Here is a 24,118-nt window from a genome sequence, read left to right as displayed (position 1 = left end):
CACCGAAGTTTGCGAGCCCGTGGAAGGACGCCCCTTGGTCGCCTCGCGCAACCCCCAGTCCGACAGCATTTCCGACGTTTCCGGCTCTCCCCGCCGTATCTCCTTCGCGAAGATCGCGCAGCCTCTCGAGGTTCCCGATCTGCTCGCGCTGCAGGTGGACAGTTTCGACTGGCTGGTCGGCAACGAACTCTGGCAGGCCCGCGTGGCCGCCGCCGAAGCCGAAGGACGGACCGAACTGTCCGGCCCCTCCGGCCTGGAAGAGATCTTCGAGGAGATCTCCCCGATCGAGGACTTCAGCGGCACCATGTCGCTGTCTTTCCGCGACCACCGATTCGAGCCGCCGAAGAACACGGTCGACGAGTGCAAGGAGCGCGACGTCACCTACTCGGCGCCGCTGTTCGTCACCGCCGAGTTCATGAACAACGAGACCGGCGAGATCAAGAGCCAGACCGTCTTCATGGGTGACTTCCCGCTGATGACGCGCAAGGGCACCTTCGTCATCAACGGAACCGAGCGGGTCGTCGTCTCGCAGCTCGTCCGTTCGCCCGGTGTGTACTTCGAGCGCACGCCGGACAAGACGTCGGACAAGGACATCTTCACCGCCAAGGTGATCCCGTCGCGCGGTGCGTGGCTGGAGTTCGAGGTCGACAAGCGGGACATGGTCGGAGTCCGGCTGGACCGCAAGCGCAAGCAGAACGTCACCGTGCTGCTGAAGGCCCTGGGCTGGACCGACGCGCAGATCCTCGAGGAGTTCGGCGAGTACGAGTCGATCCGCCTCACCCTGGAGAAGGACCACACCTCCGGGCAGGACGACGCGCTGCTGGACATCTACCGCAAGCTGCGTCCCGGCGAACCGCCGACGCGCGAGGCTGCCCAGGCGCTGCTGGAGAACTACTACTTCAACGGCAAGCGCTACGACCTGGCCAAGGTCGGCCGCTACAAGATCAACAAGAAGCTGGGTCGCGACGAGACCCACGACACGGCCGTGCTGACGATCAACGACATCGTCGCCACGATCAAGTACCTGGTCGCCCTGCACGAGGGCAAGACCGAGCTGCCCGCACCGACCGGTGAGATCGTTGTCGAGGAAGACGACATCGACCACTTCGGCAACCGGCGGCTGCGTACGGTCGGCGAGCTGATCCAGAACCAGCTGCGGACGGGCCTGGCCCGGATGGAGCGCGTGGTTCGCGAGCGGATGACGACCCAGGACGTCGAGGCCATCACGCCGCAGACCCTGATCAACATCCGTCCGGTGGTTGCGGCGCTGAAGGAGTTCTTCGGAACCTCGCAGCTGTCGCAGTTCATGGACCAGACGAACCCGGTTGCGGGTCTGACCCACAAGCGTCGTCTGAACGCGCTCGGCCCGGGTGGTCTGAGCCGTGAGCGGGCCGGCTTCGAGGTTCGAGACGTGCACCCGTCGCACTACGGCCGGATGTGCCCGATCGAGACCCCGGAAGGCCCGAACATCGGTCTGATCGGCTCGCTCGCGTCGTACGGCCGGGTGAACCCGTTCGGCTTCGTCGAGACGCCGTACCGCAAGGTCATCGAGGGTCTCGTCACCGACCAGGTGGACTACCTGACCGCCGACGAGGAAGACCGGTTCGTCATTGCGCAGGCCAACGCCGCGCTGACCGACGACAGCCGGCTCGCCGAGGACCGCGTGCTGGTCCGTCGTCGCCACGGTGAGGTCGAGCTCGCGCTCGTCGCGGACGTGGACTACATGGACGTCTCCCCGCGCCAGATGGTGTCGGTCGCGACAGCCCTGATCCCGTTCCTCGAGCACGACGACGCCAACCGCGCGCTGATGGGCTCGAACATGCAGCGCCAGGCGGTGCCGCTGATCACCTCGGACGCGCCGCTGGTCGGTACCGGTATGGAGTTCCGTGGCGCGGTCGACGCCGGTGACGTGGTCGTGTCGGAGAAGGCAGGTGTGATCAAGGAGGTTTCGGCCGATCTGATCGAGATCGCCGCCGACGACGGCACCTACCAGACCTACCGGCTGCAGAAGTTCCGTCGCTCGAACCAGGGCACCTGCATCAACCAGCGTCCGCTGGTCGATGCCGGGCAGCGGGTCGAGATCGGGTCGCCGCTGGCCGATGGTCCGTGCACCGACGAGGGCGAGATGGCCCTCGGCCGGAACCTGCTCGTGGCGTTCATGTCATGGGAAGGCAACAACTACGAAGACGCGATCATCCTGTCGCAGCGCGTCGTGCAGCAGGACCTGCTGACCTCGATCCACATCGAGGAGCACGAGGTCGACGCCCGTGACACCAAGCTGGGTCCGGAGGAGATCACCCGGGACATCCCGAACGTCTCCGACGAGATGCTGGCCGACCTGGACGAGCGCGGCATCATCCGGATCGGCGCCGAGGTCACCACCGGTGACATCCTGGTCGGGAAGGTCACGCCCAAGGGCGAGACCGAGCTGACCCCGGAGGAGCGGCTGCTGCGCGCGATCTTCGGTGAGAAGGCGCGCGAGGTCCGCGACACGTCGCTGAAGGTTCCGCACGGCGAGCAGGGCACCGTCATCGGGGTCCGGGTCTTCGACCGGGACAACGGCGACGAGCTGCCGCCGGGCGTCAACCAGCTGGTCCGCGTCTACGTGGCCCAGAAGCGCAAGATCTCCGTCGGCGACAAGCTCGCCGGACGCCACGGCAACAAGGGCGTCATCTCGAAGATCCTGCCGGTCGAGGACATGCCGTTCATGGAAGACGGCACCCAGGTCGACATCATCCTGAACCCGCTGGGCGTGCCCGGCCGGATGAACGTCGGTCAGGTCCTCGAGACGCACCTGGGCTGGGTGGCCAGCCGCGGCTGGAAGGTCGACCCGGACAGCACGGAAGAGTGGGCCCAGCGGCTGATCAAGATCGGCGCCGGCGAAGCTCCTCCGATGACCAACGTCGCAACCCCCGTCTTCGACGGTGCGCGCGAAGAAGAGGTCCTCGGCCTGCTCGGCTCGACGCTGCCGAACCGCGACGGCGACCGGATGGTCAACAGCACCGGCAAGGCGCGGATGTTCGACGGTCGTTCGGGTGAGCCGTTCCCGGAGCCGGTCGGCGTCGGCTACATGTACATGCTGAAGCTGCACCACCTGGTGGACGACAAGATCCACGCCCGCTCGACCGGTCCGTACTCGATGATCACGCAGCAGCCGCTGGGTGGTAAGGCGCAGTTCGGTGGTCAGCGGTTCGGCGAGATGGAGGTGTGGGCCCTCGAGGCCTACGGTGCCGCCTTCGCGCTGCAGGAGCTGCTCACGATCAAGTCGGACGACGTGGTCGGCCGGGTCAAGGTCTACGAAGCGATCGTCAAGGGCGAGAACATCCCGGAGCCGGGTATCCCGGAGTCCTTCAAGGTTCTGGTCAAGGAAATGCAGTCTCTGTGTCTGAATGTCGAGGTCCTCTCGTCCGACGGAAGCCGGGTCGAGATGCGCGACAGCGAAGAGGACGTCTTCCGCGCTGCGGAGGAACTGGGTATCGACCTGTCCCGGCGTGAGCCGAACAGCGTCGAAGAGGTCTGAGCGGGTTGCCGCTCTCGATCAACTGCCACTTCACTCAGACCACTTCAACAACGGGAGTTAACACATCGTGCTCGACGTGAACTTCTTCGACGAGCTTCGGATCGGCCTGGCCACTGCGGATGAGATCCGCCAGTGGTCGCACGGCGAGGTCAAGAAGCCGGAGACGATCAACTACCGGACGCTTAAGCCTGAGCGTGACGGTCTGTTCTGCGAGAAGATCTTCGGTCCCACCCGGGACTGGGAGTGCTACTGCGGTAAGTACAAGCGCGTTCGCTTCAAGGGCATCATCTGCGAGCGGTGTGGCGTCGAGGTCACCCGCTCGAAGGTTCGCCGCGAGCGGATGGGCCACATCGAGCTGGCCGCGCCGGTCACCCACATCTGGTACTTCAAGGGTGTCCCGTCGCGACTCGGTTACCTGCTCGACCTCGCCCCGAAGGACCTCGAGAAGGTCATCTACTTCGCGGCGTACATGATCACCGACGTCGACGACGAGGCACGGCACCGTGACCTCGCGTCGTTGGAGGGCCGGACCGACGTCGAGCGCAAGCAGCTCGAGAACCGGCGCGACAACGACATCGAGACCCGGATGAAGAAGCTCGAGGAGGACCTCGCCCAGCTCGAGGCCGAGGGCGCGAAGGCCGACGTTCGCCGCAAGGTGAAGGAAGGTGCCGAGCGTGAGGTCAAGCAGCTGCGCGACCGTGCGCAGCGCGAGATCGACCGCCTCGACGAGGTCTGGACCCGGTTCAAGAACCTGAAGGTCCAAGACCTCGAGGGTGACGAGATCCTCTACCGCGCCATGAAGGAGCGTTTCGGCAAGTACTTCGCCGGGGCGATGGGCGCGGCGGCGATCCAGCGCCGGCTCGAGACCTTCGACCTGAAGGCCGAGGCCGACAGCCTGCGCGAGACGATCAAGACCGGTAAGGGCCAGCGCAAGACCCGCGCCCTGAAGCGGCTCAAGGTCGTCACCGCGTTCCTGGCCACCAACAACAGCCCGATGGGTATGGTCCTGGACTGCGTCCCGGTCATCCCGCCGGACCTGCGGCCGATGGTCCAGCTCGACGGTGGCCGGTTCGCCACCTCCGACCTGAACGACCTGTACCGCCGGGTGATCAACCGGAACAACCGCCTCAAGCGGCTGCTCGACCTCGGTGCGCCCGAGATCATCGTCAACAACGAGAAGCGGATGCTGCAGGAGGCCGTCGACGCACTGTTCGACAACGGCCGCCGTGGCCGTCCGGTCACCGGCCCGGGCAACCGGCCGCTGAAGTCGCTGTCCGACATGCTCAAGGGCAAGCAGGGTCGTTTCCGTCAGAACCTGCTGGGCAAGCGCGTCGACTACTCCGGCCGTTCGGTCATCGTGGTCGGCCCGCAGCTGAAGCTGCACCAGTGTGGTCTGCCGAAGGCGATGGCGCTGGAGCTGTTCAAGCCGTTCGTAATGAAGCGGCTGGTCGACCTCAACCACGCGCAGAACATCAAGTCCGCCAAGCGGATGGTCGAGCGTCAGCGCGCCCAGGTCTGGGACGTGCTGGAAGAGGTCATCACCGAGCACCCCGTGCTGCTGAACCGCGCGCCTACCCTGCACCGGTTGGGTATCCAGGCGTTCGAGCCGCAGCTCATCGAGGGCAAGGCGATCCAGATCCACCCGCTCGTCTGCTCGGCGTTCAACGCCGACTTCGACGGTGACCAGATGGCGGTGCACCTGCCGCTGTCGGCCGAGGCCCAGGCCGAGGCGCGGATCCTGATGCTGTCGACGAACAACATCCTGAAGCCTGCTGACGGCCGTCCGGTCACGATGCCGACCCAGGACATGATCATCGGGATCTACTTCCTGACGATCCTGAAGGACGACGCGCTGGGTCAGGGCCGGGCGTTCAGCTCCGTGTCCGAGGCGATCATGGCCTTCGACCGCAACGAGCTGTCGCTGCAGGCCGAGGTCACGCTGCGTCTCGCCGGCGCCGGCGCTCCGGAGGGTTCGGAGCCGCTCTCGGACGGCAGGTTCGCGCTGAAGACGACACTCGGCCGGGCGTTGTTCAACGAGACGCTGCCGAGTGACTACCCGTTCGTGAATCTCGAGGTCGGCAAGAAGCAGCTCGGCGGGATCGTCAACGATCTGGCCGAGCGGTACACGAAGGTCGAGGTCGCGCACGCCCTCGACGCGTTGAAGGATCTCGGTTTCCGCTGGGCCACCCGGTCCGGTGTCACCGTGTCCATCGACGACTTCTCCACGCCGCCGTCCAAGCCGGAGATCATGGCGCGGTACGAGGCGCAGGCCGAGAAGGTCCAGAAGCAGTTCGAGCGGGGTCTGATCACCTCGTCCGAGCGGCGTCAGGAACTGATCGAGATCTGGACCGGAGCCAACGCCGAGGTCGGCAAGGCGATGGAAGAGAACTTCGACAAGTACAACCCGATCTGGATGATGGTCCACTCGGGTGCTCGAGGCAACATGATGCAGATCCGGCAGATCTCCGGTATGCGTGGCCTGGTGGCCAACCCGAAGGGCGAGATCATCGCGCGGCCGATCAAGGCCAACTTCCGCGAGGGTCTGTCCGTCGTCGAGTACTTCATCGCGACGCACGGTGCTCGTAAGGGTCTGGCCGACACCGCGCTGCGGACCGCCGACTCGGGGTACCTGACCCGTCGTCTGGTGGACGTCTCGCAGGACGTCATCATCCGCGAGGAGGACTGTGGCACCGAGCGCGGTCTGCCCAAGCTGATCGGTGAGGACGGCCCGAACGGGGTCGTCGTCCACGCCGAGAACGTCGAGACCAGCGCCTACGCACGGACGCTGGCCACCGACACGACCGGAGCCGACGGCAGCATCGTGCTGACCGCGGGCGCCGACCTGGGCGACGTCTCGATCGCGAAGCTGATCGCGGCCGGCGTCAAGGTGGTCAAGGTCCGCTCTGTGCTGACCTGTGACGCCAAGACCGGTACCTGCGCCAAGTGCTACGGGCGTTCGCTGGCGACCGGCAAGCCGGTCGACATCGGCGAGGCCGTCGGTATCATCGCGGCCCAGTCCATCGGTGAGCCGGGCACGCAGCTGACGATGCGTACCTTCCACACCGGTGGTGTCGCGGGTGATGACATCACCCACGGTCTGCCGCGTGTCGTCGAGCTGTTCGAGGCGCGTCAGCCGAAGGGCAAGGCGCCGATCTCCGAGGCGGCCGGCCGGATCTCGATCGAGGACACCGACAAGACCCGGAAGCTGGTGCTCACCCCGGACGACGGTTCCGAGGAGGTCGCCTACCCGGTGTCGAAGCGTGGTCGTCTGCTGATCGAAGAGGGTCAGCACGTCGAGGTCGGCCAGCAGCTCATGCAGGGCACGCCGGACCCGCAGGAAGTGCTGCGGATCCTGGGTGTTCGCAAGGCGCAGGAGCACCTGGTCGACGAGGTCCAGGCCGTGTACCGGTCGCAGGGTGTGGCCATCCACGACAAGCACATCGAGATCATCGTCCGGCAGATGCTGCGCCGGGTCACGGTGATCGAGTCCGGTGACGCGAACCTGCTTCCGGGTGAGCTCGCCGACCGGATTCTGTTCGAGGGCGAGAACCGCCGCGTGGTCTCCGAGGGTGGGACGCCGGCCTCCGGCCGTCCGGTCCTGATGGGTATCACCAAGGCCTCGCTGGCCACCGAGTCGTGGCTGTCGGCCGCCTCCTTCCAGGAGACGACCCGCGTCCTCACCGAGGCCGCGATCCACGGCAAGTCCGACTCCCTGGTCGGTCTGAAGGAAAACGTCATCATCGGAAAGCTGATCCCGGCGGGTACCGGCATGGACCGTTACCGCAACATCCGGGTGGAGCCCACCGAGGAGGCGAAGGCCGCGATGTACTCGATGGTCGGCTACGAGTCGTACGACTACGACTTCGGTCCGTCCGCCGGGCAGTCGGTCCCGCTCGACGACTTCGACCTCGGTTCGTACCAGAACTGATCAGAGTCATCCGGTACGGCGGTATCCCTTCGGGGGTGCCGCCGTACCGGCGTTTTCGGGGTACTTCAAACGCTTTGCGGGTAAGGGAAATCGGTCGTTTCGGATCGTGATCACAGGGACACTCGGGGTGGTGGCTCGAAGTGTCCGGGGCATAGTCCAAGATTGGTGCATGACGGATCTTCCGGGCTATCTGCGCCCCTTCGTCCTCGGTGTGCCGGACGGGCCCGGGGTGCGTGTCGACAGGCTCGGCGAGATCGACTTCTACCGCCCGGCCGGCAGCGCCCGGCACGGTGCGATTCTCTTTGTGCACGGTGGTCCCGCGCCGCCCGATCTCGAGGCGACACCTCGGGAATGGCCGGTCTACCAGGGATATGCGACCGCCGCCGCTCGCCGTGGAGCGGTGGCCGCGGTCGTCGATCACAGCCTCATCAATGGCCTGGACAAGCTGTCCGTCGCCGCCGACGAGGTGGAGGCAGCGATCGGCGTACTGCGTTCTGATCCGCACGTCGACCCGGATCGGGTCGTGCTGTGGTTCTTCTCCGGTGCCGGCCTGCTGGCGGGGGAGTGGCTGGACAGCCGCCCCGACTGGCTGCGCGGCGTCGCCCTCACCTATCCAATGCTCGCCACACCGCCCGGTGTCGACGATCTGGTCAACGCTGCCGAGGTCATCGGCAAACACAAGGACCTGCCGGTGCTGCTCACCAAGGTCGGGCTCGAGCGGGCTGAGCTCGCCGGCCCCGTTGCGGAGTTCGTCTCCGCGGGTGGCACTGCGCTGGACATCATCGACGTACCGAAAGGGCACCACGGGTTCGACATGCTCGACCACACCGAAGAATCACGCGCCGCCGTCACCAAGGCTCTGGACTGGGCGATCGCCCACCTGGGCGAAGAGCCGGGGACCCACGACGGCCTGCTTGTCCCGCCACCGAAGGCGAGAGTCGCTGTCGCCACTACTACTAGCACCACCACGACCACCAGCACCCGCCGGACGACGGCGGCCTCGAAGCCGAAACCCGAACCGGTCAAGGAAGAGCTCCCCATCGCCGAAGCAGTCGTAGCGCCTGCCAAGACTGTTGCCCCCACCCCCGCAGCTGCCGCGCCCGCCAGTGCGCAGCTGCCGGAGACCACCGACCTGCTGAGCTCGATCTCCAGCTCGTTCGGAGCCGCTGACACTGCTGCCGCACGGGTTGTCGGGCGGGAGCACTCGGCGTACGCAGCGCACGATCTGGAGGCGTTCCTGGCGATGTATTCGCCGACGGCCCGGATCTCGTTTGCCGATGGCACCGAGATGAAGGGCCGCCGCTTCCTCCGTGAGCTCTATCGGCCGCTGTTCGACGCAGGCAGCTGCAAGACCGAAGTGATGCAGAAACTGATGCTCGGCGAGTGGGTGGTTGAGCACCAGGTGGTCCACGACAGTGGCGAGCCGGTGGCGCGGATCGCGTTGTACCGCGTCAGCGAAGGCCTGATCGCCGAGGTCGAGTTCCGCTCCTGACCCACTGGGGTGAGACAAGGATCCGCCTGCTGGACGTGCTGCGGCGCCGCTGGGGCGGCGCCGGTCCAGGCTCCCACTGGTCTGGTGGCGATACCTGCTGCCGTAGCGGTGAGAGGTACCCCGTGGAGCCTGTAGACTAGAAACGCGGCCCAGCCTCGATGTGGTCCGGTTAGTCATTTTGACCGTGCTGGAGGCAGCCGCTACTCTTAACGATCGTGCCCGGGTCATCCTGGGCCGTCATGCGTGCCCCTCGAAATAATTGGGTCTGCGCGCGTGGCACGGGACTCTTGCCGACAGTCTGAAAGATTACGGCTCCGGTACGCCCGTGTGCACGCGACACACCCGACCGCGGGGGTCAGGCACACAGCATGAGCAGAAAGCCGGACGACAGAAAGAGACCTACGCGGTGCCCACCATTCAGCAGCTGGTCCGCAAGGGCCGCCAGGACAAGGTGTCCAAGAACAAGACGCCCGCCCTGAAGGGTTCCCCTCAGCGTCGCGGTGTGTGCACACGCGTCTACACCACCACGCCGAAGAAGCCGAACTCGGCCCTTCGCAAGGTTGCGCGTGTTCGCTTGACCAGCGGCATCGAGGTCACCGCGTACATCCCCGGCGTCGGCCACAACCTGCAGGAGCACTCGATCGTGCTCGTGCGTGGCGGTCGTGTGAAGGACCTGCCCGGTGTCCGGTACAAGATCATCCGCGGTTCGCTCGACACCCAGGGTGTGAAGAACCGTAAGCAGGCTCGCAGCCGTTACGGCGCGAAGAAGGAGAAGAGCTAATGCCGCGCAAGGGTCCCGCCCCGAAGCGGCCGGTCATCATCGACCCGGTCTACGCTTCACCGCTCGTCACCCAGTTGATCTCGAAGATCCTGGTCGACGGCAAGAAGCAGATCGCGCAGAGCATCGTCTACACGGCCCTCGAGGGCACGAAGACGAAGACGGGCACCGACCCGGTCATCACGCTCAAGCGCGCGCTGGACAACGTGAAGCCGAGCATCGAGGTGAAGAGCCGTCGTGTCGGTGGCGCCACCTACCAGGTGCCGATCGAGGTCAAGCCGGGCCGCTCGAACACGCTGGCCCTGCGCTGGCTGACGTCGTACTCCCGCGCTCGTCGCGAGAAGACGATGGCCGAGCGCCTGATGAACGAGATCCTGGACGCCTCCAACGGTCTGGGTGCCTCGGTCAAGCGCCGCGAGGACACGCACAAGATGGCCGAAGCCAACAAGGCCTTCGCTCACTACCGCTGGTGATCCGGGGTCCGCTCCGGACCCCTGCACTCACACTTTTTATGCAGCACAGAATCGAGAGGTAGACCACCGAGGTGGCCGTACAAATCACCACCGACCTGGCCAAGGTCCGCAACATCGGAATCATGGCTCACATCGACGCCGGTAAGACGACGACGACGGAGCGGATCCTCTTCTACACCGGTATCACGTACAAGATCGGTGAGGTCCACGACGGCGCCGCCACGATGGACTGGATGGAGCAGGAGCAGGAGCGCGGCATCACGATCACGTCCGCCGCGACGACCTGTATCTGGAAAGACCACACCATCAACATCATCGATACCCCCGGGCACGTCGACTTCACGGTCGAGGTCGAGCGCTCGCTGCGCGTCCTCGATGGCGCTGTCGCGGTGTTCGACGGTGTCGCCGGTGTCGAGCCGCAGTCCGAGACCGTGTGGCGCCAGGCGGACCGGTACGGCGTACCGCGGATCTGCTTTGTCAACAAGCTGGACCGCACCGGCGCGGAGTTCATGCGCTGCGTCGACATGATCATCGACCGGCTGGCCGCGACACCGTTGGTGCTGCAGCTGCCGATCGGTGCGGAGTCCGACTTCATCGGTGTTGTCGACCTGGTCGGCATGCGGGCCCTCACCTGGCGTGGCGAGACCACCATGGGCGAGGACTACACGGTCGAGGAGATCCCGGCCACCCACACCGAGCTCGCCGCCGAGTGGCGCGACAAGCTGATCGAGACGCTGGCCGAGGCCGACGACGAGATCATGGAGCTGTACCTGGAGGGCACTGAGCCCACCCAGGAGCAGGTCGTGGCCGGCATCCGCCGCGCGACCATCGGTTCCAAGCTGACCCCTGTGCTCACCGGTACGGCGTTCAAGAACAAGGGCGTCCAGCCCCTGCTCGACGCGATCAACGCGTACCTGCCCAGCCCGCTCGACGTCCCGGCCATCGAGGGCCGCGACGTCAAGGACAGCGAGCTGGTCGTGCTGCGCAAGCCGGCCGACAGCGAGCCGTTCTCGGCGCTGGCGTTCAAGATCGCCGCCGACCCGCACCTGGGCAAGCTCACCTTCATCCGGGTGTACTCCGGCACGCTCGAGACCGGTACGCAGGTCCTGAACCCCACCAAGGGGCGCAAGGAGCGGATCGGCAAGATCTACCGGATGCACGCGAACAAGCGTGAAGAGATTGCGTCGATCGGCGCCGGTCACATCGTCGCGGTGATGGGTCTCAAGGACACCACCACCGGTGAGACGCTGTCCGACCCGGCCAAGCCGGTCGTGCTGGAGTCGATGCAGTTCCCGGCTCCGGTCATCTCGGTCGCCATCGAGCCCAAGTCGAAGGGCGACCAGGAGAAGCTGGGCGTCGCGATCCAGCGGCTCGCCGAGGAGGACCCGACCTTCCAGGTCCGGACCGACGAGGACACCGGCCAGACGATCATCGCCGGTATGGGTGAGCTGCACCTCGAGGTGCTGGTCGACCGGATGAAGCGCGAGTTCCGCGTCGAGGCCAACGTCGGCAAGCCGCAGGTCGCCTACCGCGAGACGATCAAGAAGAAGGTCGAGAAGGTCGACTACACGCACAAGAAGCAGACCGGTGGTTCGGGTCAGTTCGCGCGTGTGATCATCAACATCGAGCCGACTTCGGTCGAGTCCGGTGGCGAGGGTGGCTACGAGTTCGTCAACGCCGTCACCGGTGGCCGTGTCCCCCGGGAGTACATCCCGTCGGTGGACGAGGGCGCTCAGGAAGCGATGGAGTTCGGCGTCCTTGCCGGCTACCCGATGGTCGACATCAAGGTCACGCTGACCGACGGTGCCTACCACGACGTGGACTCCTCGGAGCTCGCGTTCAAGATCGCCGGTTCGATGGCCTTCAAGGACGCCGCCCGGCGGGCGACGCCGATCATCCTCGAGCCGATGTTCTCGGTCGAGGTCATCACCCCCGAGGACTACATGGGTGAAGTGATCGGCGACCTCAACTCCCGTCGTGGCCAGATCCAGTCGATGGACGAGGGCCCCGGTGGCAGCCGGGCGATCAAGGCCTCTGTGCCACTGTCCGAGATGTTCGGGTATGTCGGTGACCTGCGGTCGAAGACCCAGGGCCGTGCGTCGTACTCGATGCAGTTCGATTCCTACGCCGAGGTTCCGAAGAACGTGGCGGAAGAGATCATCAAGAAGGCCCGCGGCGAGTAATCTCGCTCCGGTCCAACCAACCCACAGCGCGTCGGCGTACGGCGTAAGTCAACACTTTCCAGGAGGGCCCCAGTGGCTAAGGCGAAGTTCGAGCGGACTAAGCCGCACGTCAACATCGGCACCATCGGTCACATCGACCACGGTAAGACCACTCTTACCGCGGCGATCACCAAGGTGCTGCACGACAAGTACCCGACCCTGAACGAGGCGTCGGCCTTCGATCAGATCGACAAGGCGCCGGAAGAGCGTCAGCGCGGTATCACGATCTCGATCGCGCACGTCGAGTACCAGACCGAGGCCCGGCACTACGCCCACGTCGACTGCCCGGGGCACGCGGACTACATCAAGAACATGATCACCGGTGCGGCCCAGATGGACGGTGCGATCCTGGTCGTCGCCGCCACCGACGGCCCGATGCCCCAGACGCGTGAGCACGTGCTGCTCGCCCGTCAGGTCGGCGTGCCGGCGATGGTCGTCGCGCTGAACAAGTGCGACATGGTCGACGACGAGGAGATCCTGGAGCTCGTCGAGCTCGAGGTTCGCGAGCTGCTCTCCGACCAGGAGTTCGACGGCGACAACGCGCCGATCGTCCGGGTCGCCGCGCACCCCGCACTGCAGGGTGACGCCAAGTGGGCCGAGTCGATCATCGAGCTGATGGACGCCGTCGACGCTTACATCCCGCAGCCGGTCCGCGAGATCGACAAGCCGTTCCTGATGCCGGTGGAGGATGTCTTCACCATCACGGGTCGCGGTACCGTCATCACCGGCCGGATCGAGCGCGGTGTGGTCAAGGTCAACGAGACCGTCGACCTGATCGGCATCCGCGAGGCCAAGCAGACCACCACGGTCACCGGCATCGAGATGTTCCGCAAGCTGCTCGACACCGGTGAGGCCGGCGAGAACGTCGGTCTGCTGCTTCGTGGCACCAAGCGCGAGGACGTCGAGCGCGGCATGGTTGTCATCAAGCCGGGCACCACGACCCCGCACACCGCCTTCGAGGCTTCGGTCTACATCCTCTCGAAGGAAGAGGGCGGCCGGCACACGCCGTTCTTCCAGAACTACCGCCCGCAGTTCTACTTCCGCACCACGGACGTGACCGGCGTCGTTACCCTCCCCGAGGGCACCGAGATGGTCATGCCGGGCGACAACACCGACATGAACGTCGAGCTGATCCAGCCGATCGCCATGGAAGAGAACCTGAAGTTCGCGATCCGTGAAGGTGGCCGCACCGTCGGCGCCGGCCGGGTCACCAAGATCCTCAAGTGATCTCACGAGGTCCGCGAGGGCTCGCAGTCTGAGCCCCGCGGACCTCTGCTTTGCGCTCGATCCCTGCTCAGGTGGGCTGGGATCGGGCTCAAAGCCACCCGATTGGCGTTTCGACGCCGATCTCTGGCACAATATTCAGGTTGCTCAGGCGAGGTTGCCGGGGCGCGCCCCAACTGTTCCAGTTGGCTGGTGCGCCGGACCGGAGACCATGCCGAGGCCCGGTCCGAGACCGAGCCCCGATCACCATCCCGATCGACGAAGCGGTGAGTCACGCGTGTGCCGCGCAGATTTTTAGGCACACGGCGACACACCCGACCGCGGGGGTCGGAGCAACGCAACGAAGACGATAGAGAAGGACGAAGCGAAGCGATGGCGGGACAAAAGATCCGCATCCGGCTGAAGGCCTACGACCACGAGGTCATCGACAGCTCGGCACGCAAGATTGTCGACACGGTGACGCGTACTGGTGCGAAGGTTGCTGGCCCGGTGCCGTTGCCGACGGAAAAGAACGTGTTCTGCGTCATCCGCTCGCCGCACAAGTACAAGGACAGCCGCGAGCACTTCGAGATGCGCACCCACAAGCGGCTCATCGACATCATCGACCCCACGCCGAAGACCGTCGACTCGCTGATGCGGCTCGACCTGCCGGCCGGTGTCGACATCGAGATCAAGCTCTGAGGGACGCGAACAGCCAATGAGCAACACTAAAAACACGCGAGGGCTGCTGGGCACCAAGCTCGGCATGACCCAGACCTGGGACGAGAACAACCGAGTCGTCCCCGTCACCGTGATCCAGGCCGGCCCGTGTGTCGTCACCGGTGTCCGTACCTCGGCTGACGCCGGGTACGACGGCGTTCAGATCGCGTTCGGCGACATCGACCCCCGCAAGGTGACCTCGCCGATGCGCGGCCACTTCGAGAAGGCCGGCGTGACTCCTCGCCGCCACCTGCTCGAGCTGCGGACCGCCGACGCCAGCGAGTACACGCTGGGCCAGGAGATCAAGGCCGAGGCATTCGAGGCCGGTGAGCTGGTCGACGTTTCCGCCACCAGCAAGGGCAAGGGCTTCGCCGGTGTCATGAAGCGGCACGGCTTCCACGGCCTCCGCGCCAGCCACGGTGTGCACAAGAAGCACCGTTCGCCGGGTTCCATCGGCGGCTGCGCCACCCCCGGCCGGGTTTTCAAGGGAATGAAGATGTCGGGCCGGATGGGCCACGAGAAGGTCACCACGCAGAACATCACCGTGCACGCGGTCGATGTGGAGCGCGGTCTGATCCTGCTCAAGGGTGCCGTTCCCGGACCCAAGGGCGGCCTCGTGCTGATCCGTAACGCCGCGAAGGGGGCCAAGTGAGCACCGTCGACGTCGTCGCCGTGAAGGGCGACAAGGTCACTAAGAAGGGTTCTGCCGAGCTTCCGGCCGAGCTGTTCGACGTCCAGGTCAACATCCCGCTGATCCACCAGGTCGTGGTGGCCCAGTTGGCTGCTGCTCGTCAGGGCACGCACAAGGTCAAGCGCCGGGGCGAGGTGTCCGGTGGTGGCGCCAAGCCGTACCGCCAGAAGGGCACCGGTCGCGCCCGTCAGGGCTCGACCCGCGCGCCGCAGTTCACCGGTGGTGGCGTCGTTCACGGCCCCACGCCGCGTGACTACAGCCAGCGGACCCCCAAGAAGATGATCGCTGCCGCGCTGCGTGGCTCGCTGTCGGACCGGGCCCGTGACGGCCGGGTGATCGTGGTCGAGAGTTTCCTCGACGGCGACACCCCGTCCACCAAGGGCGCGCTGAACGTCCTGGCCCTGGTCACCGACCCGGGTAAGGCGCTCGTCGTCGTGGACCGCGCCGACGAGAGCACCTGGCTGAGCCTGCGCAACGTGCAGCACGTGCACCTGATCGCCGCTGACCAGCTGAACGCGTACGACGTTCTCTGCAGCGACGCGGTCGTTTTCACCAAGGCCGCCCTCGACACCTTTGTCGCCGGCGCGCCGAAAGGTAAGTCCGTGAAGGCCGTCGCAACGTCGACCGAGGCCGAGCAGGAGGTTGAAGCATGAGTCACGGGGTGAACAAGGACCCGCGGGACGTGCTGCTGCGGCCGGTCGTGAGCGAGAAGAGCTACGGCCTGCTGGACGAGCAGAAGTACACGTTCGAGGTGGCCACCGACGCCAACAAGACCGAGATCAAGCTCGCGGTCGAGAAGGTGTTCAAGGTCAAGGTCAACGACGTCAACACGCTGAACCGCAAGGGCAAGCGTCGCCGCACCCGGTCGGGCTGGGGCAAGCGCCCGGACACCAAGCGGGCGATCGTGACCCTCAAGGGTGACGACCGCATCGATATCTTCGGAGGCCAGTCGTAATGGGTATCCGCAAATACAAGCCGACAACGCCGGGCCGTCGTGGCTCGAGCGTGGCCGACTTCGTCGAGCTCACCCGATCGACGCCTGAGAAGTCGCTGCTCCGCCCGCTGCCGAAGAAGGGTGGCCGCAACAACAGCGGCAAGATCACCACTCGGCACCAGGGCGGCGGTCACAAGCGTGCGTACCGCCTGATCGACTTCAAGCGGTACGACAAGGACGGCGTCCCGGCGAAGGTTGCCGAGATCGAGTACGACCCGAACCGCACCGCGCGGATCGCACTGCTGCACTACGTCGACGGCGAGAAGCGCTACATCCTCGCCCCGACGAACCTGAAGCAGGGCACCGTCGTCGAGAACGGTCCGGCCGCCGACATCAAGATCGGCAACAACCTGCCGCTGCGCAACATCCCGGTCGGCTCCACGATCCACGCGGTTGAGCTGCGTCCGGGCGGTGGCGCCAAGATGGGCCGCTCCGCCGGTACCAGCATTCAGCTGGTGGCGAAGGAGGGTCGGATGGCAACCCTGCGGATGCCGTCCGGCGAGGTCCGGATGGTCGACGTGCGCTGCCGCGCCACCCTCGGTGAGGTGGGCAACGGTGAGCAGTCGAACATCAACTGGGGCAAGGCGGGCCGGATGCGCTGGAAGGGCAAGCGCCCGACCGTCCGCGGTGTCGCGATGAACCCGGTCGACCACCCGCATGGTGGTGGTGAGGGTAAGACCTCGGGTGGACGCCACCCGGTGTCCCCGTGGGGTAAGCCCGAGGGGCGTACCCGTACCCGCAAGGAAAGCGACCGCATGATCGTCCGGCGCCGCAAGGCCGGCAAGAAGCGCTGATAGGAGCCGGCCAGAATGCCACGCAGCTTGAAGAAGGGCCCGTTCGTCGACCACCACCTTGCAAAGAAGGTGGAGGTGCAGAACGAAAAGGGCACCAAGAACGTTATCAAGACCTGGTCCCGCCGATCGATGATCGTGCCGGACATGATCGGCCACACGATTGCGGTGCACGACGGCCGCAAGCACGTGCCGGTGTTCGTGACGGACGCGATGGTCGGGCACAAGCTCGGCGAGTTCGCCCCGACCCGGACGTTCAAGGGTCACGAGAAGGACGACCGGAAGTCACGGCGTCGCTGACCGCTGGTCAGTTGACGACGCGAAAGCAACCTACGGAGAGATTCGAACATCATGAGCGTTCAAGAGCGTAGGGCCGTAAGTGCCCGTCGCGAGAGCCTGTTGGGCGAGCAGCCCGGGGCCTTCGCGGTCGCGCGCTTCGTCCGCGTGACGCCGATGAAGGCGCGTCGCGTGGCCGATCTGGTGCGCGGTGTGGGCGTCGACGACGCACTCGCCACTCTGAAGTTCGCCCCGCAGGCCGCTGCCGCGACCGTGTACAAGGTCGTGGACAGCGCCGCGGCGAACGCCGAGGGCACCGAGCACCTGAGCCGGGACGAGCTGATCGTCTCGAAGATCCTGGTCGACGAGGGACCGACGCTGAAGCGTCACCGCCCCCGCGCCCAGGGTCGGGCCACCCCGATCCACAAGCGGACCAGCCACATTACTGTTGTGGTGCAGCCGCGTGACTTCGAGGAGCCCGCCGCGAAGGCGCCGGCCAAGAAGACCGCCAAGAAGGCGGACGAGGCCAAGGCAGAGACTGCCAAGAAGGCCCCGGCCAAGAAGACGGCGAAGAAGGCTGCAGCCGACAAGTCGGACGCAGCTGACAAGCCGGCCAAGAAGGCCACCGCCAAAAAGGCGGCAGCCAAGAAGGCCACCGCTGAGAAGAAGGAGTCCTGACGTGGGACAGAAGGTTAACCCGCACGGGTTCCGTCTCGGCATCAGCACTGATCACAAGAGCCGTTGGTACGCCGAGAAGCTGTACAAGGACTACGTCGGCGAGGACGTCAAGATCCGCAAGCTGCTGGGCAAGGGCATGGAGCGCGCCGGTATCTCCCGTGTGGAGATCGAGCGCACCCGTGACCGGGTCCGGGTCGACATCCACACTGCCCGTCCGGGCATCGTCATCGGTCGCCGCGGCGCCGAGGCGGACCGGATCCGGGGCAGCCTGGAGGAGCTCACCGGCAAGCAGGTGCAGCTGAACATCCTCGAGGTGAAGAACGCCGAGGTCGACGCGCAGTTGGTCGCCCAGGGTGTGGCCGAGCAGCTGTCCGGCCGCGTGGCGTTCCGCCGCGCGATGCGCAAGGCGATGCAGACCACCATGCGTGGCGGCGCCCTGGGCATCCGGATCCAGTGCTCCGGTCGTCTTGGTGGGGCCGAAATGTCGCGGTCGGAGTTCTACCGCGAGGGTCGGGTGCCGCTGCACACGCTGCGCGCCGACATCGACTACGGCTTCTACGAGGCCCGCACGACCTTCGGCCGGATCGGCGTGAAGGTCTGGATCTACAAGGGTGACGTCGCCGGCTCCCGGGCCGAGCGCGAGGCGCAGGCTGCGGCCCGCGCTGCCACCCAGCAGCGTCGGCCCGCTCGTCGTGACGACCGTGGCGGTCGTGACGACCGCGGTGGCGGCCGTGGCGGCGACCGTGGTGGCCGCAACAACAGCGGCGGTGGCCGCGACAACGCACGGAACGCGGCCCCGGCCGCCGAGGCGCCTGCCGCCCCGGCTGCCGACAAGCCCGCCGAGACGACCGGAACGGAGAGCTGAACAATGCTCATCCCCCGTAAAGTCAAGCACCGCAAGCAGCACCACCCGGGGCGCTCCGGCGCTGCCAAGGGCGGCACCACGCTGGCATTCGGTGAGTTCGGCATCCAGGCGCTGGAAAGCCACTACGTCACCAACCGGCAGATCGAGTCGGCGCGTATTGCGATGACCCGGCACATCAAGCGTGGCGGAAAGGTCTGGATCAACATCTACCCGGACCGCCCGCTGACCAAGAAGCCGGCCGAGACCCGGATGGGTTCCGGTAAGGGTTCGCCGGAGTGGTGGATCGCGAATGTCAAGACCGGTCGAGTGATGTTCGAGCTCTCCGGTGTTGACGAAGGCACCGCCCGCGAGGCCATGCGCCGCGCGATTCACAAGTTGCCGATGAAGTGCCGCTTCATCACCCGAGAGGCAGGTGAGAACTGATGGCTATCCTGACCGCCGCCGAGCTGCGGAACCTGGGCCGGGACGAGCTGCTGAGCAAGCTCGGTGAAGCCAAGGAGGAGCTGTTCAACCTCCGGTTCCAGGCTGCCACGGGACAGCTGGAGTCGCACGGCCGGCTGCGTGCCGTCCGTAAGGACATCGCCCGCATCTACACGGTGCTGACCGAGCGTGCGCTCGGTATCACCGAAGAGGTCGACGCTCCGGTTCCCGCAGCTGAGGTCGAAGAGACTGAGACTGCGGAAACCAGCGAGAAGGCCGAGGCGAAGGCATGACCGAGAACGTGAAGGACGAGACCGTGAGCACGACCCCCGAGGCGCGTGGCGCGCGTAAGACCCGTGAGGGTCTGGTGCTGAGCGACAAGATGGACAAGACCGTCACCGTTGAGGTCGAGGACCGGGTCAAGCACAAGCTCTACGGCAAGGTCCTGCGCCGTACGGTGAAGCTCAAGGCGCATGACGAGCAGAATGCCGCCGGTATCGGCGACCGGGTCCTCCTGATGGAGACCAGGCCGCTGTCGGCGACCAAGCGCTGGCGCATCGTCGAGATCCTCGAGAAGGCCAAGTAAGCGTTCCGGCCGGTCCCGCGGTGCCCAGCACCGCGGTACCGGGCCCGGCAACCAATCGAAATTATTCGTTCCGCAAGGCTCATGTGAATGAGAACCAGCGAGACAACCAGGAGATCAACAGATGATCCAGCAGGAGTCGCGACTGAAGGTCGCCGACAACACGGGAGCAAAGGAAATTCTTTGCATCCGGGTTCTCGGTGGCTCCGGTCGGCGCTACGCCGGTGTCGGTGACACGATCGTCGCCACCGTCAAGGACGCGATCCCGGGCGGCGGCGTCAAGAAGGGCGACGTCGTCAAGGCAGTCATCGTTCGCACCGTGAAGGAGCGCCGGCGTCCGGACGGCTCCTACATCCGGTTCGACGAGAACGCCGCGGTGATCCTCAAGGCCGACGGTGAGCCCCGCGGTACCCGCATCTTCGGGCCGGTCGGCCGGGAGCTGCGCGAGAAGAAGTTCATGAAGATCATCTCGCTCGCTCCGGAGGTGCTCTGAGATGGCTGCACAGCGCAAATTGCACGTGAAGAAGGGCGATCAGGTCCGCGTGATCGCCGGTAAGTCCAAGGGTCTCGAAGGCAAGATCATTCAGGTCCTGCCGGATGCCGAGAAGGTCATCGTCGAGGGCGTGAACCGGGTCAAGAAGCACACCAAGGTGCAGCAGGCCCAGCGCGGCGGCACCACGGGTGGCATCGTCACCCAGGAAGCCCCGATCCACGTCTCCAACGTGATGCTTCTCGTCGAGATCGAGAAGGACGGCAAGAAGCAGAAGGTGACCACCCGCGTCGGTTACAACCGCGTCGAGGTGCAGAAGCGTCGCCCGGACGGTTCGACGTACGCCGGTTTCCGGAGCGTGCGGATCTCGCGGCGTACGGGCGAGGAGATCTGATGACCGAGACAGTGACCGAGCGGGTTGTGCCCCGGTTGAAGACCAAGTACCGCGAGGAGATCGTCGGCCAGCTGAACGAGGAGTTCAGCTACGCCAACGTGATGCAGGTTCCCGGCCTCACCAAGATCGTGGTGAACATGGGCGTCGGCGAGGCGGCCCGTGACTCCAAGCTGATCGACGGTGCCGTCAAGGACCTGACCGCGATCACCGGCCAGAAGCCGCAGGTGACCAAGGCCCGCAAGTCCATCGCCCAGTTCAAGCTGCGCGAGGGTATGCCGATCGGCACGCACGTCACGCTGCGTGGCGACCGGATGTGGGAGTTCCTGGACCGGCTGCTCTCGCTGGCCTTGCCCCGGATCCGCGACTTCCGCGGTCTGTCGCCGAAGCAGTTCGACGGCACCGGGAACTACACCTTCGGTCTGACCGAGCAGGTGATGTTCCACGAGATCAACCAGGACCGCATCGACCGGGTCCGCGGCATGGACATCACCGTGGTGACCACCGCCAAGAACGACGACGAGGGCCGGGCCCTGCTGCGGGCACTCGGCTTCCCGTTCAAGGAGAACTGACGTGGCGAAGACAGCACTGAAGGTCAAGCAGGCCCGGACGCCGAAGTTCGCGGTGCGCGGTTACACCCGCTGCCAGCGCTGCGGCCGGCCGAAGGCGGTCTTCCGCAAGTTCGGCCTCTGCCGGATCTGCCTGCGGGAGATGGCGCACCGGGGCGAGCTGCCTGGTGTGACCAAGTCCAGCTGGTGACCGTCTCCACCCCGGAACGTTTCTCCCTTCATCATCTAGTCACCGTAGGTCGCCGGACGGCGAAACCACGGCGGGAAAGAGGCCCCAGGCCATGACAATGACCGACCCGATCGCAGACATGCTGACGCGTCTGCGCAACGCCAACCAGGCGTACCACGAGTCGACCTCGATGCCGTACAGCAAGATCAAGCAGGGCATCGCCGACATCCTCCAGCAGGAGGGTTACATCTCCTCCTACAAGGTCGAGGAGCCCAAAGAGGGCGCTGTCGGCAAGACCCTGATCGTCGACCTCAAGTTCGGCCCGACCCGGGAGCGCTCCCTTGCGGGCGTTCGGCGGATCTCGAAGCCGGGCCTGCGGGTCTACGCGAAGTCGACCAACCTGCCGAAGGTCCTCGGTGGCCTGGGTGTCGCGATCATCTCGACGTCCCAGGGACTGCTGACCGACCGTCAGGCCAAGCACAAGGGCGTTGGCGGGGAAGTCCTCGCCTACGTCTGGTGACGAAGAACCGGAAGGAGGACCACTCTCATGTCTCGCATCGGTAAGCTCCCGATCACGGTCCCGTCCGGCGTCGACGTCACGATCGACGGCCAGACGGTCACCGTGAAGGGCCCCAAGGGTCAGCTCTCGCACGTTGTTGCGGAGCCCATCGCGGTCGCTCGCGACGAGGACGGCACGATCGCCGTTTCGCGTCCGGACGAGCAGCGTAAGAGCAAGGAACTGCACGGCCTGTCCCGCACCCTGATCGCCAACCTGGTGACCGGCGTGACGGACGGCTACGAGAAGAAGCTCGAGATCGTCGGCGTCGGGTACCGCGTCCTGTCCAAGGGACCGACCCAGCTGGAGTTCTCGCTCGGGTACAGCCACACGATCACCGTGGATGCCCCCGAGGGGATCACGTTCAACGTCGAAGCCCCGACCAAGTTCTCGGTCGTCGGCATCGACAAGCAGTCGGTCGGCGAGGTCGCTGCCAACATCCGCAAGCTGCGCAAGCCCGAGCCGTACAAGGGCAAGGGTGTGCGGTACGCCGGCGAGCAGGTCCGCCGCAAGGTCGGAAAGGCTGGTAAGTAACCATGGCGATCGGACTGCGTCACAACAAGCACTCCGCCAAGAAGACGGCGTCGCGTCTGCGCCGCCAGATCCGCGTGCGGAAGAAGATCAACGGTACGGCCGAGCGGCCGCGCCTGGTGGTCAGCAAGTCGGCGAAGCACCTGTTCGCTCAGGTCATCGACGACGTGGCCGGCAAGACGCTGGTGTCCGCCTCCACCATGGAGGCCGACCTGCGCGGTGCGTCGGACAACAAGACGGACAAGGCCAAGACTGTCGGCAGCCTGATCGCCGACCGTGCCAAGGCCGCGGGTATCGACTCGGTCGTCTTCGACCGGGCCGGCAACAAGTACCACGGCCGCATCGCGGCACTGGCAGACGCCGCCCGTGAGAACGGGCTTGGCTTCTGATGGCGACGAAAATGGAAGAAGGTAGTTCGAAATGAGCGGAGGCCAGCAGCGTCGCGGAGGCGGCGCCGGTGGTGAGCGCCGCGGCCGCGACGGAGGTCGTGGTGCGGCAGCTGACAAGACCGCCTACATCGAGCGCGTGGTAGCCATCAACCGTGTCGCCAAGGTCGTGAAGGGTGGTCGTCGCTTCAGCTTCACCGCCCTCGTGGTCGTCGGCGACGGCGAAGGCACCGTCGGTGTGGGTTACGGCAAGGCCAAGGAGGTGCCCGCGGCGATCGCCAAGGGTGTCGAGGAGGCCAAGAAGTCGTTCTTCAAGGTGCCGCGGATCCAGGGCACCATCCCGCACCCGGTCCAGGGCGAGAAGGCAGCAGGCGTTGTCATGCTGCGTCCGGCCGCTCCCGGTACCGGTGTGATCGCGGGTGGCTCGGTGCGCGCCGTACTGGAGTGCGCCGGGATCCACGACATCCTCAGCAAGTCGCTGGGATCCTCCAACGCGATCAACGTGGTTCACGCCACGGTGGCTGCGCTGCAGGGTCTGGAGACGCCGGAGGCCGTGGCCGCACGCCGTGGTATGCCGGTCGAGCACGTCGCTCCGGCGGCACTGCTGAAGGCGCGGGCGGAGGTCGCATCCTGATGGCACGCTTGAAGGTGACTCAGACCCGTTCCGGCATCGGTGGCAAGCAGAACCAGCGCGACACGCTGCGGACCCTGGGCGTCAAGCGGATCGGCGACAGCGCCGTCCACGAGGATCGTCCCGAGGTGCGTGGCATGGTTCGCGCGGTTCGCCACCTCATCACCGTCGAGGAGGTCGACTGACATGGCGCTGAAGGTTCATCACCTGCGTCCGGCGCCCGGTGCCAAGTCCACCAAGATCCGTAAGGGTCGCGGTGAGGGCAGCAAGGGTAAGACGGCCGGTCGCGGTACCAAGGGCAGCAAGGCCCGTAACAACATCCCCGAGTACTTCGAGGGTGGCCAGATGCCGCAGCACATGCGGCTTCCGAAGCTGAAGGGCTTCACGAGCAGGAACCGAGTGGAGTTCCAGGTCGTTAACCTGGACAAGCTCGGACAACTGTTCCCCGAAGGTGGCGAGATCGGCATTGCCGAACTCGTGGCCAAGGGTGCGGTCCGTCGTGGTCAGCCGGTGAAGGTACTGGGTGACGGCGAACTGACCGTCGCTCTGCAGATCTCGGCGCACAAGTTCTCGAAGTCGGCTCTGGACAAGATCCAGGCCGCCGGAGGAACTACCACCAAGGTGTGACATGCGGTCCAGGGCCCGTAACGCCCGGTGCTTGATACTCTGCACCGGTCGGACGGGCCCTGGTTCGTCTCTTGCCCGGCTGCTATGCCAGACCCCTGCCCTGCCCGGGGCAGAGGAAACATGTGGGAGGACAG

Annotated in this window: 28 protein-coding genes; all 28 read left to right on the top strand. The window is 65.8% G+C overall.

Annotation, left to right across the window (positions count from 1 at the left end; translation table 11 throughout):
* Nucleotides 1–34: 34 nt before the first annotated feature.
* The 28 genes from rpoB to rplO all read left to right on the top strand — a co-directional run bounded on the left by rpoB (nucleotide 35) and on the right by rplO (nucleotide 23,984).
* A complete protein-coding gene (gene rpoB / locus E1263_RS12240; protein WP_132167363.1) occupies nucleotides 35–3,520 on the top strand; it encodes a DNA-directed RNA polymerase subunit beta in 3,486 nt (1,161 codons plus the stop codon).
* Between the two features lie 67 nt (nucleotides 3,521–3,587).
* Nucleotides 3,588–7,448, top strand: a complete 3,861-nt coding sequence (locus tag E1263_RS12235) for a DNA-directed RNA polymerase subunit beta' (protein ID WP_132167362.1) — start codon at nucleotides 3,588–3,590, stop codon at nucleotides 7,446–7,448.
* Between the two features lie 169 nt (nucleotides 7,449–7,617).
* A complete protein-coding gene (locus E1263_RS12230) occupies nucleotides 7,618–8,940 on the top strand; it encodes a nuclear transport factor 2 family protein (RefSeq protein ID WP_132167361.1) in 1,323 nt (440 codons plus the stop codon).
* Nucleotides 8,941–9,346: 406 nt separating this feature from the next.
* Nucleotides 9,347–9,721 carry a 30S ribosomal protein S12 gene (rpsL, locus tag E1263_RS12225; protein ID WP_012923692.1) on the top strand — a complete coding sequence of 125 codons (375 nt, stop codon included), beginning with the start codon at nucleotides 9,347–9,349 and terminating at the stop codon, nucleotides 9,719–9,721.
* The gene (rpsG, locus tag E1263_RS12220) at nucleotides 9,721–10,191 is read left to right on the top strand and encodes a 30S ribosomal protein S7 (RefSeq protein ID WP_132167360.1); all 471 of its coding nucleotides are present in this window, start codon (nucleotides 9,721–9,723) and stop codon (nucleotides 10,189–10,191) included. Before rpsL ends, rpsG begins: the two co-directional genes overlap by 1 nt.
* A 122-nt stretch (nucleotides 10,192–10,313) precedes the next feature.
* Nucleotides 10,314–12,374: an elongation factor G gene (fusA, locus tag E1263_RS12215; protein WP_238161200.1), complete on the top strand. Its 2,061-nt coding sequence runs from the start codon at nucleotides 10,314–10,316 to the stop codon at nucleotides 12,372–12,374.
* A 72-nt stretch (nucleotides 12,375–12,446) separates the two neighbouring features.
* On the top strand, nucleotides 12,447–13,640 hold the full coding sequence (gene tuf / locus E1263_RS12210) for an elongation factor Tu (RefSeq protein WP_132167358.1): 1,194 nt from the start codon (nucleotides 12,447–12,449) through the stop codon (nucleotides 13,638–13,640).
* Between the two features lie 369 nt (nucleotides 13,641–14,009).
* Nucleotides 14,010–14,318, top strand: a complete 309-nt coding sequence (rpsJ, locus tag E1263_RS12205; protein ID WP_012923688.1) for a 30S ribosomal protein S10 — start codon at nucleotides 14,010–14,012, stop codon at nucleotides 14,316–14,318.
* A gap of 16 nt (nucleotides 14,319–14,334) precedes the next feature.
* A complete protein-coding gene (gene rplC, locus E1263_RS12200; protein WP_132167357.1) occupies nucleotides 14,335–14,988 on the top strand; it encodes a 50S ribosomal protein L3 in 654 nt (217 codons plus the stop codon).
* Nucleotides 14,985–15,680, top strand: a complete 696-nt coding sequence (rplD, locus tag E1263_RS12195) for a 50S ribosomal protein L4 (protein ID WP_132167356.1) — start codon at nucleotides 14,985–14,987, stop codon at nucleotides 15,678–15,680. Before rplC ends, rplD begins: the two co-directional genes overlap by 4 nt.
* Nucleotides 15,677–15,982: a 50S ribosomal protein L23 gene (gene rplW, locus E1263_RS12190; RefSeq protein WP_132167355.1), complete on the top strand. Its 306-nt coding sequence runs from the start codon at nucleotides 15,677–15,679 to the stop codon at nucleotides 15,980–15,982. Before rplD ends, rplW begins: the two co-directional genes overlap by 4 nt.
* The gene (rplB, locus tag E1263_RS12185) at nucleotides 15,982–16,815 is read left to right on the top strand and encodes a 50S ribosomal protein L2 (protein ID WP_132167354.1); all 834 of its coding nucleotides are present in this window, start codon (nucleotides 15,982–15,984) and stop codon (nucleotides 16,813–16,815) included. Before rplW ends, rplB begins: the two co-directional genes overlap by 1 nt.
* A gap of 15 nt (nucleotides 16,816–16,830) precedes the next feature.
* Nucleotides 16,831–17,112 (top strand): 30S ribosomal protein S19, encoded by a 282-nt coding sequence (gene rpsS, locus E1263_RS12180; protein ID WP_130441496.1) that lies wholly within the window; start codon nucleotides 16,831–16,833, stop codon nucleotides 17,110–17,112.
* A gap of 51 nt (nucleotides 17,113–17,163) precedes the next feature.
* Nucleotides 17,164–17,766, top strand: coding sequence for a 50S ribosomal protein L22 (gene rplV, locus E1263_RS12175; RefSeq protein WP_132167353.1), 603 nt, complete (start codon nucleotides 17,164–17,166; stop codon nucleotides 17,764–17,766).
* Nucleotide 17,767: 1 nt separating this feature from the next.
* Nucleotides 17,768–18,631 carry a 30S ribosomal protein S3 gene (gene rpsC, locus E1263_RS12170; protein WP_132167352.1) on the top strand — a complete coding sequence of 288 codons (864 nt, stop codon included), beginning with the start codon at nucleotides 17,768–17,770 and terminating at the stop codon, nucleotides 18,629–18,631.
* Nucleotides 18,632–18,634: 3 nt separating this feature from the next.
* Nucleotides 18,635–19,054: a 50S ribosomal protein L16 gene (gene rplP, locus E1263_RS12165; protein WP_132167351.1), complete on the top strand. Its 420-nt coding sequence runs from the start codon at nucleotides 18,635–18,637 to the stop codon at nucleotides 19,052–19,054.
* Nucleotides 19,054–19,344, top strand: coding sequence for a 50S ribosomal protein L29 (gene rpmC, locus E1263_RS12160; RefSeq protein ID WP_132167350.1), 291 nt, complete (start codon nucleotides 19,054–19,056; stop codon nucleotides 19,342–19,344). The genes rplP and rpmC overlap by 1 nt, the downstream gene beginning before the upstream one ends.
* Nucleotides 19,341–19,637 carry a 30S ribosomal protein S17 gene (rpsQ, locus tag E1263_RS12155; RefSeq protein WP_132167349.1) on the top strand — a complete coding sequence of 99 codons (297 nt, stop codon included), beginning with the start codon at nucleotides 19,341–19,343 and terminating at the stop codon, nucleotides 19,635–19,637. Before rpmC ends, rpsQ begins: the two co-directional genes overlap by 4 nt.
* Nucleotides 19,638–19,758: 121 nt before the next feature.
* Nucleotides 19,759–20,127 carry a 50S ribosomal protein L14 gene (gene rplN, locus E1263_RS12150; RefSeq protein ID WP_020388099.1) on the top strand — a complete coding sequence of 123 codons (369 nt, stop codon included), beginning with the start codon at nucleotides 19,759–19,761 and terminating at the stop codon, nucleotides 20,125–20,127.
* A gap of 1 nt (nucleotide 20,128) precedes the next feature.
* Complete coding sequence (gene rplX / locus E1263_RS12145) at nucleotides 20,129–20,518, top strand: 50S ribosomal protein L24 (protein WP_132167348.1); 390 nt, start codon at nucleotides 20,129–20,131, stop codon at nucleotides 20,516–20,518.
* Nucleotides 20,518–21,087, top strand: coding sequence for a 50S ribosomal protein L5 (gene rplE, locus E1263_RS12140; protein WP_132167347.1), 570 nt, complete (start codon nucleotides 20,518–20,520; stop codon nucleotides 21,085–21,087). Before rplX ends, rplE begins: the two co-directional genes overlap by 1 nt.
* A gap of 1 nt (nucleotide 21,088) precedes the next feature.
* Nucleotides 21,089–21,274 carry a type Z 30S ribosomal protein S14 gene (locus E1263_RS12135; RefSeq protein WP_132167346.1) on the top strand — a complete coding sequence of 62 codons (186 nt, stop codon included), beginning with the start codon at nucleotides 21,089–21,091 and terminating at the stop codon, nucleotides 21,272–21,274.
* Nucleotides 21,275–21,365: 91 nt separating this feature from the next.
* Entirely contained in the window at nucleotides 21,366–21,773 is a 408-nt protein-coding gene (gene rpsH, locus E1263_RS12130) for a 30S ribosomal protein S8 (protein ID WP_132167345.1), read from the top strand.
* Between the two features lie 27 nt (nucleotides 21,774–21,800).
* The gene (rplF, locus tag E1263_RS12125) at nucleotides 21,801–22,343 is read left to right on the top strand and encodes a 50S ribosomal protein L6 (RefSeq protein WP_132167344.1); all 543 of its coding nucleotides are present in this window, start codon (nucleotides 21,801–21,803) and stop codon (nucleotides 22,341–22,343) included.
* A 2-nt stretch (nucleotides 22,344–22,345) separates the two neighbouring features.
* The gene (rplR, locus tag E1263_RS12120) at nucleotides 22,346–22,729 is read left to right on the top strand and encodes a 50S ribosomal protein L18 (protein WP_132167343.1); all 384 of its coding nucleotides are present in this window, start codon (nucleotides 22,346–22,348) and stop codon (nucleotides 22,727–22,729) included.
* 31 nt (nucleotides 22,730–22,760) lie between these two features.
* On the top strand, nucleotides 22,761–23,360 hold the full coding sequence (gene rpsE, locus E1263_RS12115) for a 30S ribosomal protein S5 (RefSeq protein WP_132167342.1): 600 nt from the start codon (nucleotides 22,761–22,763) through the stop codon (nucleotides 23,358–23,360).
* On the top strand, nucleotides 23,360–23,542 hold the full coding sequence (rpmD, locus tag E1263_RS12110) for a 50S ribosomal protein L30 (RefSeq protein WP_132167341.1): 183 nt from the start codon (nucleotides 23,360–23,362) through the stop codon (nucleotides 23,540–23,542). Before rpsE ends, rpmD begins: the two co-directional genes overlap by 1 nt.
* 1 nt (nucleotide 23,543) lies before the next feature.
* The gene (gene rplO / locus E1263_RS12105) at nucleotides 23,544–23,984 is read left to right on the top strand and encodes a 50S ribosomal protein L15 (RefSeq protein ID WP_132167340.1); all 441 of its coding nucleotides are present in this window, start codon (nucleotides 23,544–23,546) and stop codon (nucleotides 23,982–23,984) included.
* Nucleotides 23,985–24,118 lie beyond the last annotated feature (134 nt).

This window comes from Kribbella antibiotica, from assembly GCF_004349055.1.
Taxonomy (GTDB): Bacteria; Actinomycetota; Actinomycetes; order Propionibacteriales; family Kribbellaceae; genus Kribbella; species Kribbella antibiotica.
This window is presented reverse-complemented; position numbering and strand designations above follow the sequence as displayed.

Coding starts and splice junctions, on each gene's coding strand:
- E1263_RS12230 (WP_132167361.1), top strand. CDS start 7,618: ATGACGGATCTTCCGGGCTATCTGCGCCCCTTCGTCCTCGGTGTGCCG.
- rpsG (WP_132167360.1), top strand. CDS start 9,721: ATGCCGCGCAAGGGTCCCGCCCCGAAGCGGCCGGTCATCATCGACCCG.
- fusA (WP_238161200.1), top strand. CDS start 10,314: ATGGCTCACATCGACGCCGGTAAGACGACGACGACGGAGCGGATCCTC.
- rpsJ (WP_012923688.1), top strand. CDS start 14,010: ATGGCGGGACAAAAGATCCGCATCCGGCTGAAGGCCTACGACCACGAG.
- rplC (WP_132167357.1), top strand. CDS start 14,335: ATGAGCAACACTAAAAACACGCGAGGGCTGCTGGGCACCAAGCTCGGC.
- rplW (WP_132167355.1), top strand. CDS start 15,677: ATGAGTCACGGGGTGAACAAGGACCCGCGGGACGTGCTGCTGCGGCCG.
- rplB (WP_132167354.1), top strand. CDS start 15,982: ATGGGTATCCGCAAATACAAGCCGACAACGCCGGGCCGTCGTGGCTCG.
- rpsS (WP_130441496.1), top strand. CDS start 16,831: ATGCCACGCAGCTTGAAGAAGGGCCCGTTCGTCGACCACCACCTTGCA.
- rplV (WP_132167353.1), top strand. CDS start 17,164: ATGAGCGTTCAAGAGCGTAGGGCCGTAAGTGCCCGTCGCGAGAGCCTG.
- rplP (WP_132167351.1), top strand. CDS start 18,635: ATGCTCATCCCCCGTAAAGTCAAGCACCGCAAGCAGCACCACCCGGGG.
- rpmC (WP_132167350.1), top strand. CDS start 19,054: ATGGCTATCCTGACCGCCGCCGAGCTGCGGAACCTGGGCCGGGACGAG.
- rpsQ (WP_132167349.1), top strand. CDS start 19,341: ATGACCGAGAACGTGAAGGACGAGACCGTGAGCACGACCCCCGAGGCG.
- rplN (WP_020388099.1), top strand. CDS start 19,759: ATGATCCAGCAGGAGTCGCGACTGAAGGTCGCCGACAACACGGGAGCA.
- rplX (WP_132167348.1), top strand. CDS start 20,129: ATGGCTGCACAGCGCAAATTGCACGTGAAGAAGGGCGATCAGGTCCGC.
- rplE (WP_132167347.1), top strand. CDS start 20,518: ATGACCGAGACAGTGACCGAGCGGGTTGTGCCCCGGTTGAAGACCAAG.
- rpsH (WP_132167345.1), top strand. CDS start 21,366: ATGACAATGACCGACCCGATCGCAGACATGCTGACGCGTCTGCGCAAC.
- rplF (WP_132167344.1), top strand. CDS start 21,801: ATGTCTCGCATCGGTAAGCTCCCGATCACGGTCCCGTCCGGCGTCGAC.
- rplR (WP_132167343.1), top strand. CDS start 22,346: ATGGCGATCGGACTGCGTCACAACAAGCACTCCGCCAAGAAGACGGCG.
- rpsE (WP_132167342.1), top strand. CDS start 22,761: ATGAGCGGAGGCCAGCAGCGTCGCGGAGGCGGCGCCGGTGGTGAGCGC.
- rpmD (WP_132167341.1), top strand. CDS start 23,360: ATGGCACGCTTGAAGGTGACTCAGACCCGTTCCGGCATCGGTGGCAAG.
- rplO (WP_132167340.1), top strand. CDS start 23,544: ATGGCGCTGAAGGTTCATCACCTGCGTCCGGCGCCCGGTGCCAAGTCC.